This is a genomic window from Sphingomonas sp., from assembly GCF_003248515.1.
GTDB lineage: Bacteria > Pseudomonadota > Alphaproteobacteria > Sphingomonadales > Sphingomonadaceae > Sphingomonas_I.
This window is the reverse complement of sequence record NZ_QFOB01000014.1, coordinates 82,923-97,583: the sequence shown is the minus strand read 5'-3', so window position 1 is coordinate 97,583 and position 14,661 is coordinate 82,923. Positions and strand designations below refer to the sequence as shown.

General features: G+C 66.4%; 15 protein-coding genes and 1 pseudogene. 4 read left to right on the top strand and 12 right to left on the bottom strand.

Annotated features, from left to right (window positions below):
- Both DI605_RS18570 and DI605_RS18565 read left to right on the top strand, forming a co-directional pair.
- Window positions 1-2,218 (top strand): annotated as a pseudogene (locus DI605_RS18570) (hypothetical protein); the annotation flags it as partial.
- A gap of 235 nt (window positions 2,219-2,453) precedes the next feature.
- Window positions 2,454-3,824, top strand: coding sequence for a hypothetical protein (locus tag DI605_RS18565; RefSeq protein WP_293976795.1), 1,371 nt, complete (start codon window positions 2,454-2,456; stop codon window positions 3,822-3,824).
- A gap of 33 nt (window positions 3,825-3,857) precedes the next feature.
- Here DI605_RS18565 and DI605_RS18560 read toward each other — a convergent pair whose 3' ends face one another.
- From DI605_RS18560 to DI605_RS18520, 9 genes are all read right to left on the bottom strand, one after another.
- Entirely contained in the window at window positions 3,858-4,211 is a 354-nt protein-coding gene (locus DI605_RS18560; RefSeq protein WP_293976794.1) for an iron-sulfur cluster assembly accessory protein, read from the bottom strand.
- Entirely contained in the window at window positions 4,211-4,678 is a 468-nt protein-coding gene (locus DI605_RS18555; RefSeq protein WP_293976793.1) for an SUF system Fe-S cluster assembly protein, read from the bottom strand. Before DI605_RS18555 ends, DI605_RS18560 begins: the two co-directional genes overlap by 1 nt.
- Window positions 4,679-4,688: 10 nt before the next feature.
- Window positions 4,689-5,903 (bottom strand): cysteine desulfurase, encoded by a 1,215-nt coding sequence (locus tag DI605_RS18550; protein ID WP_293976792.1) that lies wholly within the window; start codon window positions 5,901-5,903, stop codon window positions 4,689-4,691.
- Window positions 5,900-6,634 carry a SufD family Fe-S cluster assembly protein gene (locus tag DI605_RS18545; RefSeq protein WP_293976790.1) on the bottom strand — a complete coding sequence of 245 codons (735 nt, stop codon included), beginning with the start codon at window positions 6,632-6,634 and terminating at the stop codon, window positions 5,900-5,902. The genes DI605_RS18550 and DI605_RS18545 overlap by 4 nt, the downstream gene beginning before the upstream one ends.
- A complete protein-coding gene (gene sufC / locus DI605_RS18540; RefSeq protein ID WP_293976788.1) occupies window positions 6,631-7,374 on the bottom strand; it encodes a Fe-S cluster assembly ATPase SufC in 744 nt (247 codons plus the stop codon). The genes DI605_RS18545 and sufC overlap by 4 nt, the downstream gene beginning before the upstream one ends.
- Window positions 7,361-7,804, bottom strand: a complete 444-nt coding sequence (locus tag DI605_RS18535; protein WP_293976786.1) for a hypothetical protein — start codon at window positions 7,802-7,804, stop codon at window positions 7,361-7,363. Before DI605_RS18535 ends, sufC begins: the two co-directional genes overlap by 14 nt.
- Window positions 7,804-9,273, bottom strand: a complete 1,470-nt coding sequence (gene sufB / locus DI605_RS18530; protein WP_293976784.1) for a Fe-S cluster assembly protein SufB — start codon at window positions 9,271-9,273, stop codon at window positions 7,804-7,806. Before sufB ends, DI605_RS18535 begins: the two co-directional genes overlap by 1 nt.
- 1 nt (window position 9,274) lies before the next feature.
- The gene (locus DI605_RS18525) at window positions 9,275-9,772 is read right to left on the bottom strand and encodes an SUF system Fe-S cluster assembly regulator (protein WP_293976782.1); all 498 of its coding nucleotides are present in this window, start codon (window positions 9,770-9,772) and stop codon (window positions 9,275-9,277) included.
- 75 nt (window positions 9,773-9,847) lie between these two features.
- Entirely contained in the window at window positions 9,848-10,198 is a 351-nt protein-coding gene (locus DI605_RS18520; RefSeq protein ID WP_293976799.1) for a YbaN family protein, read from the bottom strand.
- A gap of 158 nt (window positions 10,199-10,356) precedes the next feature.
- Between DI605_RS18520 and DI605_RS18515 the strand changes: the two genes are divergently transcribed.
- Window positions 10,357-11,388, top strand: a complete 1,032-nt coding sequence (locus DI605_RS18515) for a quinone-dependent dihydroorotate dehydrogenase (protein WP_293976780.1) — start codon at window positions 10,357-10,359, stop codon at window positions 11,386-11,388.
- A gap of 1 nt (window position 11,389) precedes the next feature.
- Here DI605_RS18515 and DI605_RS18510 read toward each other — a convergent pair whose 3' ends face one another.
- Genes DI605_RS18510 through DI605_RS18500 form a run of 3 tightly spaced genes read right to left on the bottom strand, consistent with a single transcriptional unit; the run spans window position 11,390 to window position 12,778 of the window.
- Window positions 11,390-11,650 carry a hypothetical protein gene (locus DI605_RS18510; RefSeq protein ID WP_293976778.1) on the bottom strand — a complete coding sequence of 87 codons (261 nt, stop codon included), beginning with the start codon at window positions 11,648-11,650 and terminating at the stop codon, window positions 11,390-11,392.
- On the bottom strand, window positions 11,647-11,895 hold the full coding sequence (locus DI605_RS18505; protein WP_293976776.1) for a toxin-antitoxin system HicB family antitoxin: 249 nt from the start codon (window positions 11,893-11,895) through the stop codon (window positions 11,647-11,649). Before DI605_RS18505 ends, DI605_RS18510 begins: the two co-directional genes overlap by 4 nt.
- A 1-nt stretch (window position 11,896) precedes the next feature.
- Window positions 11,897-12,778 (bottom strand): SPFH domain-containing protein, encoded by an 882-nt coding sequence (locus tag DI605_RS18500; RefSeq protein WP_293976774.1) that lies wholly within the window; start codon window positions 12,776-12,778, stop codon window positions 11,897-11,899.
- A 114-nt stretch (window positions 12,779-12,892) separates the two neighbouring features.
- Between DI605_RS18500 and ggt the strand changes: the two genes are divergently transcribed.
- Window positions 12,893-14,647 carry a gamma-glutamyltransferase gene (ggt, locus tag DI605_RS18495; protein ID WP_293976772.1) on the top strand — a complete coding sequence of 585 codons (1,755 nt, stop codon included), beginning with the start codon at window positions 12,893-12,895 and terminating at the stop codon, window positions 14,645-14,647.
- The last annotated feature ends 14 nt before the right edge of the window (window positions 14,648-14,661 follow it).

Sequence of the window (14,661 nt, the reverse complement as noted above, 5' to 3'; positions counted from 1 at the left end):
CGGCAAGACCTATACGTCCGACCATGCCGTCTATGCCGTGGGCGGCGCGCTCGCCAGCCTGACGCGCCTGCATGCCGATGGATCGCGCGATTATTACGAACAGCGCAATGCCGATGGCAGCATGCTGACCGATACCTATTCGGCCACGGGCATTCTGCTCCAGGAAATCCGCGTCGCGGCGGACGGCGGCCGCATCACCTATGTCTTCGACAGCACGGGCCGCCTCAGCCAGCGTCAGGACATCAGCGCCACCAGCGTCACCACCACCTGGGCCTATGACACGACCACCGGCACGGTGGCGACCAAGACGATCGCCAACCCCGACAGGAGCGGCATGGTCTGGCACTACAATATCACCGGCAAGACCTACACGTCGGATCAGATCGTCTATTCGGCCGGCGGCAGCCTCTACAGCGTCACGCGCCTCCATGCGGACGGATCGCGCGACTATTATGAGGTGCACAATTCCGACGGCAGCACCGTCATGGATTATTACAATGCCGCGGGCGTGATGGCGCAGGAGATCCGCATCGCGGCGAACGGCGCGCGCAGCACCTATGTCTTCGACAGCGCGGGCCGCGTCACCCAGCGGCAGGACATCAGCACCACCAACGTCACCACCACCTGGTCATACGACTCGGCCACGGGCACGGTGGCGACCAAGACGATCACCTATGCCGACAAGAGCGGCGACGTCTGGCATTATAACATCACCGGCAAGACCTACACGTCCGACCATTATGTCTATGGGGCGAACAACGCGTTCGTCAGCCTGACCCGGCTCCATGCGGACGGCACGCTCGACTATAACGAGCAGCGCAAAGCGGACGGCAGCACGGTGAAGGATTATTACAACGCCGCCGGCATCATCACCCAGAAGGTGCTCGTCTCGGCGTCCGGCGATACCGGCACGCGCTCCTATGACACGGCGGGCCGCCTGACGACGCAGGTCGATATCAGCGCCGCCAATGTCACCACGATCTGGACGTTCGATCCCGCGACCGGCGACATCAAGACGAAGACGGTCACCAATCCCGACAGGAGCGGCGAGCAATTTCACTACGGGATTACGGGGCAGACCTATGTCTCGGATCACTATGTGCTCTCGGCCGGCGGCGCGGTGCAGAGCCTGACGCGTTATCATGCGGACGGCACGCTGGATTATAACGAAGTCCACTATGCGAGCGGCGGCAAGACGCTCACTTATTATGACGCGGCCGGCAACAAGACGCTGGAGGCGACCACTGCGGCGGACGGCACCAAATCGTTCCACACCTATGCCGAGGTGACGGATCAGCAGACAGCCACGGCCAAACTCTTCGCCTACACCACGCTGTCGGGCAATCTGAAGATCTCCGGCACGCCCACCGTCAATCTGGTGGATGCCAGCGGCCATGTGATCGGCACGGTGGACGCGTCCCTCTATTCCATCGCCAACGGGACGCTGACGATCGATGCGCACGGGATTGCGGGCCAGCTCGCGATCGGCCAGCACGTCTATGTCGACGTGAGCTACAAGATCACGGATGGCACCAGCATCGCGCCCACCTCCACCTACAGCCTCCAGATCGACGGCACCTCGGCGTCGGGCACGTCGCTGAAGGATGGCAGCCTCAACGTGAGCGACGGAACGGATCAGTCCGCTTCGGTCGGCGTGACGGTCGAGACCATCTCCGGGACGGACGGGCACAATATCCTCGATGGTCGCGACGGCACGCATATCCTGATCGGCGGCAAGGGCGACGACATCTATTATGTGGATGACGCGAACACCAAGGTGATCGAGCTACAGGGCAGCGGCGAGGGTTATGACATCGTCTATTCCTCGGCGAGCTACGCGCTTTCGGGCACGTTCGTCGAGGAACTGCGCCTCTCCGGCAGCGCGAATATCAACGCCACCGGCAACAGCCAGGCCAATACGATCCGGGGCAATGCCGGCGACAACATCATCAACGGCATGGGCGGGGACGATATCCTGTTCGGCGGCGGCGGCAACGACACGTTCGTCTTCGCCAAGGCCGGAAAGGCCAGGATCGGGGATTTCGGCACGGGCGACTCGCTCGATCTGTCGGCCTTCCTCGGCGCGGGCAAGCAGGCCGTCGTCTCCCAGACCAGCGATGGCACGCTGGTGACGATCGACTCGGGCACGTCCATCCTGATCGAGGGGCTCGCCATGTCCCACCTGATCAAGGATAGCGCGGGCTTCCACTTCGGCTGATCCGCCAGGCCCCCGTCCGGTGCCTTTTGCAGGGCATCGGGCGGGGGGCGCGCGGCATCACGGTCCGCCCGATGGATGGGGCCGCCGCTCCCCGCGCAAGGGGCGCGCAATCTCCTGCGGCCGGAACGCTTCGACCCGTCCGGCCCGTCCAGCCGGTTGCATTGCAACGCAAGACGATGGCAGGCGTTGACCGGCGTTGCCGGGCGCGAGACCGGCTCGAGCAAAAGGCGTCTCCATGCGCGCGCAGCCCCGGTCCTCCCTTTCCAGAATGTGGCGACCGCGCCTGCTGGCGGTCGTTGCGCTCGCCTCGACCGCCCCCTTCCTGCTCGGGCCGGCCGGCCGATCCCAGACGACCTCCGCGACGAATGATGATCGCGCCGTCACGCGCTCGACCCCGCTCATCACCGGCGTGCAGCTCCATTTCGGCGCGATGATCCGCAAGGCCGGCTATCAGCCCGGCCCGACCGACACGGCCATGCGCACGCTGGATGCCGTTTCGGCGCGCGACAATCTCTCCTGGCCGGATCTGGCGCAGACACAGGGCAGCGGCATCGCCGCACGCCTGCCCGCCCTGTTCGACGTGACGCACCAGCGTGGCGCGGCCGCCCCCCCGCTGCTGACGCCGCATGGCGGCCTGCCGAACATCGATGGCGGCAACCTGCCCACCTCTCCCGGCGCGCTGCGGGCATTTTCGGCCTTCGTCGGCGATGCCGTGACCGCCTGGAAAGGCACGGGCGCGCTCGTGGAAATCTGGAACGAGTGGGACAAGGGCGTCCGCAAGGGCGATTATGGTACGCCGGAAAGCTATGTTGCGCTGGTGAAGGCGACGGCGCCCGCCATCCGGCGCGGCGCGCCCGATGCGAAGATCCTCGCGGGCGGGGCGGCGGACGATCGCGGGCAGCTGCGTTCCGAATGGACCAAGTCGATGATCGACGGCGGCGGGCTGGATTCGGCCGATGCGCTCTCGATCCATCTTTACGATCATTGCGCCGCGCAACTGCTGCCGCGCGCGACCGATGAGATGATGGCGCGGCTGGACGATATCCATGCCTATGCCGCCGCCCACGCGCCGGGCAAGTCGGACATCTATGTCAGCGAGTTCGGATGGCCGAGCAACAGCGGCCGCTGCGGCGTCGATGCGCAGGCCGTGGCGGAAAATGTCGCTCAATTCATTTTCGCGGCGTCCGCGCGGCCATGGATCCGGGGTGTCTGGTATTATGAACTGAAGGATAGCGGCCGCGATCCGGCCGAGATCGAGGACAATTTCGGCCTGCTGACCTATGATTATCGCCCGAAGCCCGCCTTCTGCGCCTATCAGGCGGCTGCGAAGCTGGTGCGCTCGGCCCGCCCCGTCCGTGTGGTTCGCGACGGGAGCGCGATGCGCGTCGACTTTGCCGGCGGCGACGGCACCGTCTCCGTCATCTGGCTGGCGGATCGCCGGCGGCCGATGCAGTTCAGCACAGACGCCGCCACCGCCCAGCCGGTCTGCGGCGCGGCGGCGGTCACCCGGCCGGGATGGGCGGATCTTTCCGCCCGCCCCATCATCCTGCGCAGCGGGGGGGCCGCGCCCCGGATCCAGTTCCGATCGGGCCCGCTTTCGTCCTGACGCAGCCAGCCCCCGGCCGGCCCGCGCGACCGATCAGACGGTGAAGCTCTCGCCGCAGCCGCAGCTGCCCTTGGCATTCGGATTCTGGAAGACGAAGCCGGCGGTGAAATCATCTTCCACCCAGTCCATCGTCGAACCGATCAGATAGAGCACCGATCCGCCATCCACGTAGAAATCCCCGCCGGGCGTCACGATCTTCTCGTCGAACGGATCGGCGGCAGTGACGTAATCGACCGAATAAGCGAGGCCCGAACAGCCGCGCCGCGGCGTGGAGAGCTTCACGCCGACGGCGCCCTCGGGAGCCTGCGCCATCAGCGCGGCGATACGCCCCTCGGCCGATGGCGTCAGGTTCAGGGCGGCAGGGCGGGCACGGACAGTGGTAGCCATCACAACATTCCCAGTTCGAGCTTGGCCTCGTCGGACATCTTCTGCGGATCCCACGGCGGATCCCAGACGAGATTCACTTCGGCAGAGCCGATCCCGGGCACCGCGCCGACGCGCAATTCCACCTCGCCCGGCATCGATTCCGCGACCGGGCAGTGCGGCGTCGTCAGCGTCATTGTCACCACCGCGTGCGAATCCGCGATGTCGACGCCGTAGATGAGGCCGAGATCGTAGATGTTCACCGGGATTTCGGGATCGAAGATCTCCTTGAGCGCATCGATCACGCCCTCATAGAGCGCGCCACCCGGCTCGCCGCCCGAAAGCGGCACGGGCTTTTCGGCCAGGAAACCCGACAGATAATCGCGCGGGCGCTCCGCAGCGGCCTCCACCGCATCTTCCACGCGCGCCTTGGGCGGCGGCGCCACGGCGCCCACCTCCTCGATCTCGATCCTGGAGCCCTCGTCACTCATCCGACGTCACTCATCCGAAAATCCGCCTTACCCGCTCGATACCCTTCACCAGCGCAGCCACGTCGCCCAGGCCATTATAGACGCCGAAGCTCGCGCGGGCCGTGGCCGGCACGCCCAGCGCCTCCATCAGCGGCTGCGCGCAATGATGGCCCGCGCGGATCGCCACCTGGCCCTCGTCCAAGATGGTGCCGATGTCGTGCGGATGCACCCCCTCGATCGCGAAAGAGACGATGCCGGCCGAATCCTCCGGCCCGAAAAGCGTCAGGCTGTTGATGTCCGCCAGCGCCGCGCGCGTGGCCGTCACCAGCGCCGTTTCGTGCGCGTGGATCGCATCCAGCCCGATGCCGTCGACATAATCGATCGCCGCATGCAGCCCCAACGCGCCCACGATATGCGGCGTGCCCGCCTCGAAACGAGTCGGTGGCGGCGCATAGGTCGTCTTCGCGAAGCTAACCTTGTCGATCATCGATCCGCCCCCCTGATAGGGCGGCATCGCCTCCAGCAGTTCCGGCCGCGCCCACAGCACGCCGATGCCGGTGGGGCCATAAAGCTTGTGGCCGGAGAAGACGTAGAAATCGCAGCCCAGATCGCGGACGTCGACGCCCAACCGCGCGACCGCCTGGCAACCATCCACCAGCAACTTCGCGCCCACCGCATGGGCCAGACCGGCCGCCCGCTTCACATCGAGCACCGAGCCCAGCACGTTCGAGACATGGGCGAGCGCCACCAGCTTGTGCTGCGGCGTCAGCATCGCCTCCACCGCATCCAGATCGATGCGATGATCGGCCGTCAGCGGCGCCACGTCGATCGCGATGCCGATCCGCTCGGCCACCATCTGCCACGGCACGATATTGGAATGATGCTCCAGCTGGCTCAGCAGGATGCGGTCGCCCGCCTTCAGCTGCGTACCCGCCCAGCATTGGGCGACCAGATTGATCGCCTCGGTCGCGCCCCGAACATAGACGATCTCGGCCGAAGAGCCCGCGCCGATGAACCGCGCCACCCGCTCGCGCGCGGCCTCATAGGCCAGCGTCATGTCCGCCGAGCGCTGATAGACGCCGCGATGCACGGTTGCGTAGGTTTCGCCATAAGCGCGCGCGATCGCATCGATCACGGGGCGCGGCTTCTGCGCGGTCGCCGCCGTATCGAGATAGGCCCAGCCCGCCGGGATGGCCGGGAAATCGGCCAGCACGTCCAGGGGCCGGATATCGGTCAGCACGCTCACAGCATCTTCTCCAGCGCGGCATCGATCGCCGCATCGAAGCGCGCCGCATCGGCCGAACCTTCGAACAGCCCGCCCACGAAGGCGCGCAGCAGGAGCGTCTTGGCCTCGGCCGGCGGCAAACCGCGCGCAGCGAGATAGAACATCGCCTCGCGGTCCAGTTCGCCCACGGTGGCGCCGTGCGCGCACTTCACATCGTCCGCGAAGATTTCCAGCTCGGGCTTCAGATTGGCGGTCGCGGTGCGATCCAGCAGCATCGCCTTGGCGGATTGCGTGGCATCCGTCTTCTGCGCGCCCCGCGCCACCGCCACCTTGCCGAGATAGGAGCCCACCGCCTTGCCGCCCAGCACCGCGCGCACCGTCTGTGCGCTGGTGGCGTTGGGCTCCGCATGCGTCACGCGCGTGACGATTTCGTGCGTGCGCGCGTCACCGCCCACGATCGCGCCGGTCAGTTCCAGATGCGCACCCTCGGCCAGCCGCGCCTTCACGAACACGCGGCCCAGCCGGCCGCCGGTGATGGCGACATGCACGGTCGCGGTGGCGCCCGCGCCGATCTCGATCTCATGATCCTCGACGATCACGGCATCGGCGGCGGCGTCGATCAGGATCGGCAGCGCGAGCGTCTCGCCCGGTGCCACGACATGGGCGTGAGTCGCGACCGGCCACACAGCCGCGACCGCCTCCAGATCGCTGTAGCGCCACGTCTCGTCGCGCCGGGTGGGCAGGGCTGTCACGCCGCAATATCCTTGTAGCCCTCGCGCTCCAGCTCCAGCGCGAGCTCCGGCCCGCCCGAGCGGACGATGCGCCCGCCGGCCAGAACATGCACGAAATCGGGCCGCACATAATCCAGCAGCCGCTGATAATGGGTGATGAGCAGCACGGCCTTGTCGGGCCGCCGCATGATCCGGTTGATGCCGTCGCCCACCGCCTTCAGCGCATCGATGTCGAGGCCGCTGTCCGTCTCGTCGAGGATGGCGAGCTTCGGATCGATAATCCCCATCTGCACCATTTCGGCGCGCTTCTTCTCGCCGCCCGAAAAACCGACATTGACGGGGCGCTTGAGCATCTCGGGATCCAGCCCGATGTCGCTCGCCTGCGCGCGCGCGATCTTGAGGAATTCGCCCCCCGAAAGCGGCGCCTCGCCCCGGCCCTTGCGCTGCGCATTCAGCGCCTCGCGCAGGAACTGGAGATTGGAGACGCCCGGAATCTCGACCGGATACTGGAAGCCCAGAAAGAGTCCGGCGGCGGCGCGCTCATGCGGCGCCAGTTCCAGCAGATCGACGCCGTCGAACGTGGCGGATCCTTCCGTCACCTCATAGCCCGGCCGCCCCGACAGGACATAACCGAGCGTGGACTTGCCCGCCCCGTTCGGCCCCATGATCGCATGCACCTCGCCCGCATTGAGCGAGAGCGAGAGGCCCTTGAGGATCTGTTTGCCGTCGACTTCGGCGTGGAGGTTTTCAATTTTGAGCATCGTCGTTTTCAACAATTATGAGATTAACCTTACTGTCGGCGAACCATTGGCCCTCGGCAGGCAGCGTCATGAGCGATCCATCTTTCTTCTGCCATGCCACATGCAGTTTCTTGCCCTCGGTTCGTTTCGACCAAGCATTTTCGACGGCAGCTGTCGTTTGCTCGAAAAGTGGGCTTTGCCTTTTCCACCACCTTTCAGGAAACGGCTTTCCGTTCCGACGGATTTTTCCGTCAGCATATTTTTGATCGCGCATAGAGCGACATTCGCCGGCCGCTTTATGCGTGACTAGTTGGGCATCTGGCTCAGGCGCCCGAGCGTTGATTTTGTCGACCATGCACTGTGCCAAAGACGTCGCTACCATCAACGAAGCTGTTTCCTTGATCATTATCGGCTCCGAGAGGATCGTGACGGCAACAAGGGCCAGCATCATTAGCCCACGCTCCCCTCAAGGCTGATCCCCAGCAGCTTCTGCGCCTCGACCGCGAATTCCATCGGCAGTTGCTGCAGCACTTCCTTGGCGAAGCCGTTGACGATCAGCGCCACCGCCGCTTCCTGATCCAGCCCGCGCTGCATCGCGTAGAAAAGCTGATCGTCGCTGATCTTGCTGGTCGTCGCCTCATGCTCGATCTGGGCCGAGGGATTGCGCACCTCGATGTAAGGCACGGTATGCGCGCCGCAGTCGGAGCCCAGCAGCAGGCTGTCGCACTGGGTGAAGTTGCGCACGCCCTCCGCCGTCGGCCCCACGCGAACGAGGCCGCGATAGGTATTCTCCGAGCGCCCCGCCGAAATGCCCTTCGACACGATCGTCGAGCGGCTACCCTTGCCGAGGTGGATCATCTTCGTGCCGGTATCGGCCTGCTGGCGATTATTCGTCACCGCAACCGAGTAGAACTCCCCGACGCTGTTTTCGCCCGCCAGCACGCAACTGGGATATTTCCAGGTGATCGCGCTGCCCGTCTCCACCTGCGTCCAGCTGACCTTGCTGTTCCTGCCCTGGCAGAGCGCGCGCTTGGTGACGAAATTGTAGATGCCGCCACGGCCTTCGCTGTCGCCCGGATACCAGTTCTGCACGGTCGAATATTTGATCTCGGCATCGTCGAGCGCGACCAGCTCCACCACGGCGGCGTGCAGCTGGTTCTCGTCGCGCATCGGCGCGGTGCAGCCTTCGAGATAGGAGACGTAGGCGCCCTTGTCGGCCACGATCAGCGTCCGCTCGAACTGACCCGTATTCGCCGCGTTGATGCGGAAATAGGTGGACAGCTCCATCGGGCAGCGAACCCCTGCGGGCACATAGACGAAGGTGCCGTCCGAGAAGACCGCCGCATTGAGCGCCGCGAAATAATTGTCCTGGATGGGCACCACCTTGCCCAGCCACTTGCGGACCAGATCGGGAAATTCCTTCAGCGCTTCCGAAATCGAGCGGAAGATGACGCCCGCCTGCTCCAGTTCCTTGCGGAAGGTGGTCGCGACCGAAACCGAATCGAACACGGCATCCACCGCGATCTTGCGCGCAGGCTCGCTCTCGACGCCCGCGAGCAGCTTCTGCTCCTCGATCGGGATGCCGAGCTTTTCATAGACGCGCAGGATTTCGGGATCGACCTCGTCGAGCGAGCCGAGCTTCGGCTTCTCTTTGGGCGCCGCATAATAATAAGCGTCCTGATAATCGATCGGCGGGATCGAGAGCTTGGCCCAGTCCGGCTGCTCCATCGTCAGCCACAGGCGATAGGCCTTCAGCCGATAATCCAGCATCCATTCCGGCTCGCCCTTCTTGGCCGAGATGAAGCGGACCGTGTCCTCGCTCAGGCCCTTGGGCGCGAATTCCTGCTCGATGTCGCTCGTGAAGCCCCATTCATAGGCCTTTTCGGCGGCGGCGATCGCATCGGCGTTCCTGGTGGCCATGTTACGCCTCCATCCCAAGGACCGCCGGGGCCGAACCCGCGGAAACACCGTCCTTCACCTCGAAGATGGGCAGCCCCTCGGCAAGCCCGTGGCGCACGGGCGTACAGGCCAGCGCCGCCAGGCTCACTTCATCCAGCGCCTTGCGCATCGCGACGTTCACAACCTCCCAGTGCGGCTTCACCTGACAATGGCGATCAAGCCCGCAATCCTGCTTTCCCTGCTCCACGCAGGCCGTCATCGCGATCGGGCCTTCCACCGCCTCGACAATGTCGGCCAGGCTGATCGCATGCGGCGGACGCGCGAGGCGGAAGCCCCCGCCCGTGCCGCGCGAGGAAACGAGCAGCCCCGCCGCCGAAAGCTTGCCCACCAGCTTCTGCGCGGTGGGCAGCGGCACGCCCGTTTCATCGGCCAGCAACGTGGCCGTCAGCCGCGCATCGCCGTGGCGCGCGGCGGCGGCCAGCATCACGACCGCATAATCGGCAAGGTTGGAAAGGCGCATAAGCTCCAATCGGAGTGATTCATTCCGATTGGGCACATAAGCGCGCGCGCGGCAGGGTCAAGCGCTGGAAACCGCTTATTTGGTGGGCCGCGTCGCGATCCAGGTGCCGCAGATCAGCGCGACCGAGAGCGGGATATAGCGCCAGTGATCGTGGAGAAAGAAAAAGCCCATCGCCGCGCTGATGGCGAGGCCGCCGATTCCGGCCATCTTGCCCCGCCGCGAAATCGCGCCGCGCTCCCGCCAGGCGATAATATGCGGGCCGAACTGCGGATGCTCGATCAGCCGCCTCTCCCACTCGGGATTGCTGCGCGCGAAGAAGAAGGCCGCCAGCAGCATGAAAGGTACGGTCGGCAGCAGCGGAAGGAAGATGCCGACGAAGCCGGTGGCGACCGACATTATGCCCAGCGCGAGATGGACAAACCGCATGCAGGAGGAAGTGGCAAGCGTGGCGCCGCTGCGCAACCCATGTCGTTCGCGCGCCGGAGGGGTTGGGGATGGCGCCTTCCTCCCCTAGACGCCTTTCGAAGCGCCGAAGGTCGCTGCCCACCCCGGCCCCTCCCGCACGCGGGAGGGGGGAGACTGTGATGCCCCTCTTCCCGCTCGTCCGCCCCCTGCTCTTCTCGCTCGATGCCGAGCGCGCGCACCGGATGACGATCACCGCGCTGAAGGCGCTGCCCGCCTTGCCGGCGACGGCCCGCGATCCGCGCCTCGCCACGCGCCTTGCCGGCCTCGATTTCCCGACGCCGGTCGGCCTCGCCGCCGGCGTCGACAAGGATGCCGAGGTGCCGGATGCCTTTCTGTCGCTGGGCTTCGGTTTCGTGGAGATCGGCACGCTCACGCCGCTGCCCCAGGCGGGTAATCCCCGGCCGCGCCTGTTCCGCCTTCCCGAGGACCGTGCCGTCATCAACCGGATGGGCTTCAACAACGGGGGCCAGGCCGATGCGCTCGCGCGGCTTTCAAAGCGCGCGCGCCGCGGCATCGTCGGCGTGAATGTGGGTGCCAACAAGGATGCGGCCGATCGCATCGCGGACTATGCGACAGGCGTGGCCGCCATGGCGCCCGTCGCCGATTATCTGACGATCAACATCTCCTCGCCCAATACGCCCGGGCTGCGCGCGCTACAGGAGGCGCAGGCGCTGGACGATTTGCTGGCGGGCGCGATCGCCGCGCGGCCGGCGGGCGGCCCACCCATCTTCCTCAAGGTCGCGCCCGATCTCGCGCCGGCCGATATCGACGCGATCGCGCGCGTCTGCCTCGATCGCGCGGTGGACGCGCTGATCGTCTCGAACACGACGATCGGCCGCGAGGGCCTGAGAAGCCCCCATGCTAAGGAGACGGGCGGCCTGTCCGGCGCGCCGCTCAAGGCGCTCGCGTTGGAACGGTTGCGCGATTTCCGGGTGGCGACCGGCGGCGCGCTGCCGCTGATCGCGGCGGGCGGCATCGCCAGCGGCGACGATGCCTATGCCCGCATTCGCGCGGGCGCGAGCCTCGTCCAACTCTATACCGCGCTCGTCTATGAAGGACCGCTGCTCGCCCGCCGGATCGCACGCGAGCTTTCCGCGCTGCTCGCGCGGGACGGCTTCGCAACGGTGGGAGACGCCGTGGGCGTCGCCTGAATCACTTGCCCCAGCGCCACCGCCAGCCGCCCTCGGTATGGCGCGCGACGATGGCGAGCAGAAGCGCCATGGCGATCGCCACGAAGGCGACGAACTGGATGTGCGTGATCGTGCCGCGCGCCTGCGCCGTCGTCAGGCCCGCGATCAGCGCGAGGAAGGCCACGATCGTCACCCAGCCCTCTATGCTGATCGGCCGGCCCGCGCCGATACCGAAGCGCTTCGCCGCGAACCATGGTTTGCGTGACAGGATCAGGTGGATCACGATGCGTCTCCTTCATCCTCTGCGGGCCCTTCAACCTGCGCACGATCGCGCGTGGCGGGCGGCCGCCCGCGTAGCCGCCTCTCGCCCGGTTCGATCCGGATGCCGCGCCTGGCCAGTGCCTCGCGCAGCAGAAATTCGATCTCGGCATTCACGCTCCTGAGATCGGCGGCCGCCGCCCGCTCGAGCGCGGCGAACAGGGCCGGCTCGATCCGGAGCGGAAACGCCTTTCTGGGCGGGGGCGCCATCCTATTGGTAAAGCGTGCCCGTGTTCACGATCGGCTGCGTATCGCGATCCGAACAGAGAACGACCATCAGATTGGAAACCATCGCCGCGCGACGCTCGTCATCCAGCTCCACCACCTCGCGCGAGGAAAGCTGCTCCAGCGCCAGCTCCACCATGCCGACCGCGCCTTCCACCACCTTCAGCCGCGCGGCGACCACCGCCTCCGCCTGCTGCCGCCGCAGCATCGCCCCCGCTATTTCCGGCGCATAGGCAAGGTGGGTGAGCCCGCATTCGTCCACGGTGATGCCGGCGACGGACAGCCGCGCGATCAGTTCCTCGCGCAGCTCGCGGTTGACGATCTCATGCTGGTTGCGCAGCGTGATCTCGGCCTCATCACCGTCATAGGCGTAGCGCGCGCCGATCGAGCGCACCGCAGCCTCGATCTGGACGAGCACGAACGCCTTGTAATCGTCGATATCGAACAGGGCCTGCGCGGTATCCACGACGCGCCAGACCACCTGGGCCGCAATCTCGATCGGGTTGCCGCGCAGATCATTCACCTTCAGCTTTTCCGACACCAGATTGTTGGCGCGCACCGAGATACGCTTGCGGATCAGCCAGGGCAGCACCCAGCGCAGCCCGGACTGCCGATCCGAGCCGCGATAATCGCCGAACAGGGTGATCGCCGCCGCCTGATTCGGCTGGAGCATGTAGAAACCGGCACCGATGCCGGCCGCAGCCAGGATCAGCAGCGCCGCCACAAGCGCCGGCACGGGCGAGAATGTGCGGCTCTCCACATCCACGAGCAGATAGAGCGCCGCCGCGACCAGCGCGGCGATCAGCCCGAGTATCATCAATCCGCTGGCCGATTGGGCAGGCGTTTCGCGACTGGCCGTAAGCTGCATCCGATTCCCTCCTCTGATTTAATTATGATATCATATTATCGCTCCACCACAAGGGGAGCGCGGCGGGGCGGACGGCGCCCTTCGCAAGCGCAAAAAAGGCACTAAGGTGTGGGAATGCGCATCTCCCTGCTGCCGGCCTTGGCCGCCGCCCTGCTCCTCGCCCCCGCCGCCCCCCTCGCCGCCCGAGCGGCACCGGCCAGGATCGAGCCCGGCATGGTCTCCTCCGCGGATCCGCGTGCCGCGGCGGCGGGCGCGGAGATATTGCGCGCGGGCGGCAGCGCGGCCGATGCGGCGGTGGCGATGATGCTGGCGCTCAGCGTGGTGGAGCCCGGCCATTCGGGGCTCGGCGGCGGCGGCTTCCTTGTCCATTACGATGCGGCGCACAAGGCCACGGCCAGCTATGACGGGCGCGAGGCCGCGCCGAAGGCGGCCGATCCTTACTGGTTCTACGGCGCCGATGGCCAGCCTCTCACCCACGCGCAGGCCGTGCCGGGGGGGCGCAGCGTCGGCGTGCCCGGCAGCCTTCGCCTGATGGCGGAAGCGCACGCCAAATATGGCAAACTGCCCTGGGCGCGCCTGTTCCAGCCTGCGATCCGCCTGGCGACCAATGGCTGGGAAATCACGCCGCGCTTCTACAATTTCATCGCGCGCCGCACGCCTGGCCTGCTGAACGGCTGGCCGGTCCAGTATCTCTACAATGCCGATGGCAGCGCCAAACCGATCGGCACGCTCCTGAAGAATCCGCAGCAGGCAGCGCTCCTCAGGGAGATTGCGGCGAAGGGGCCGAAAGCCTTCTATTCCGGCCCGGTCGCCAGGGCGATCGTCGCCACGGTGAACGATTCGCCGCGCAACCCCTCGAAAATGACGGAGGCGGATCTCGCCGCCTATCGCGCGAAGGCGCGCCCGCCCGTCTGCGGCACCTATCGCGCCTATCGCATCTGCGGGATGGGGCCGCCTTCGGGCGGCGGCGTGGCCGTGCTGCAGATCCTGAAGCAGCTCGAACGCTTCGACATGACGGCGCTGGGCAAGGACAATCCCATCGCCTGGCATCTCTTCGCCGAAAGCTCGCGCCTCGCTTATGCCGATCGCGACGCCTATCTGGGCGATCCAGATCATGTGCAGGTGCCCGTCGCGGGCCTGCTCGCGGCCAATTATATCGCCGGTCGATCGGCGCTGATTTCCGAAACGGGCAGCATGGCCAGCATCGCCCCCGGCAAGCCCGCTGGCGCCCCGCCGCGCAAGGCCGTGCCGCCGGGCCCCGAACATGGCACGACCGATCTGGTCGCCGTCGATCGCGCGGGCAATGTGGCGGAGGTGACGACCACGATCGAAAGCGTGTTCGGATCGGGCCTCACCACCAACGGCATCTTCCTGAACAATGAACTGACCGACTTCGACACCGTGCCCGCGCGTGATGGCGCGCTCGCGGCCAATAGCGTGGCCGGCGGCAAGAGGCCGCGCAGCTCCATGTCGCCCACCATCGTCTATAATCCCGATGGCAGCGTCCGCATCGCGATCGGTGCCGCCGGCGGATCGACGATCATCGCGCAGGTGGCCAAGGCGCTGATCGGCGTGCTGGACTGGCACATGAGCGCGCAGGACGCGATCGCGATGGGCCTGATCTTCTCCCCCGGCCAGACCGCCGTGGCCGAAAAGGCGACGCAGGCCGAGGCGATGGTGCCCGCTCTGCTCGCGCTGGGCGAGAAGATCGTCGTGGCGCCGCTTGGCCTGAAGGCCAATGCGATCGAGCGGGTGGACGGCCATTGGGTGGGTGCCGCCGATCCGCGCAGCGAAGGCGTTTCGCAAGGCGAGACCGGGGCGCCGATCGTGCCGAAAAAGGCCGTGGCGATCGATCGCCCGTCCGAATAAGGCCGCCCGCGCCA

Coding starts and splice junctions, on each gene's coding strand:
- DI605_RS18565 (WP_293976795.1), top strand. CDS start 2,454: ATGCGCGCGCAGCCCCGGTCCTCCCTTTCCAGAATGTGGCGACCGCGC.
- DI605_RS18560 (WP_293976794.1), bottom strand. CDS start 4,211: ATGGCTACCACTGTCCGTGCCCGCCCTGCCGCCCTGAACCTGACGCCA.
- DI605_RS18555 (WP_293976793.1), bottom strand. CDS start 4,678: ATGAGTGACGAGGGCTCCAGGATCGAGATCGAGGAGGTGGGCGCCGTG.
- sufC (WP_293976788.1), bottom strand. CDS start 7,374: ATGCTCAAAATTGAAAACCTCCACGCCGAAGTCGACGGCAAACAGATC.
- DI605_RS18535 (WP_293976786.1), bottom strand. CDS start 7,804: ATGATGCTGGCCCTTGTTGCCGTCACGATCCTCTCGGAGCCGATAATG.
- sufB (WP_293976784.1), bottom strand. CDS start 9,273: ATGGCCACCAGGAACGCCGATGCGATCGCCGCCGCCGAAAAGGCCTAT.
- DI605_RS18525 (WP_293976782.1), bottom strand. CDS start 9,772: ATGCGCCTTTCCAACCTTGCCGATTATGCGGTCGTGATGCTGGCCGCC.
- DI605_RS18520 (WP_293976799.1), bottom strand. CDS start 10,198: ATGCGGTTTGTCCATCTCGCGCTGGGCATAATGTCGGTCGCCACCGGC.
- DI605_RS18515 (WP_293976780.1), top strand. CDS start 10,357: ATGCCCCTCTTCCCGCTCGTCCGCCCCCTGCTCTTCTCGCTCGATGCC.
- DI605_RS18505 (WP_293976776.1), bottom strand. CDS start 11,895: ATGGCGCCCCCGCCCAGAAAGGCGTTTCCGCTCCGGATCGAGCCGGCC.
- DI605_RS18500 (WP_293976774.1), bottom strand. CDS start 12,778: ATGCAGCTTACGGCCAGTCGCGAAACGCCTGCCCAATCGGCCAGCGGA.
- ggt (WP_293976772.1), top strand. CDS start 12,893: ATGCGCATCTCCCTGCTGCCGGCCTTGGCCGCCGCCCTGCTCCTCGCC.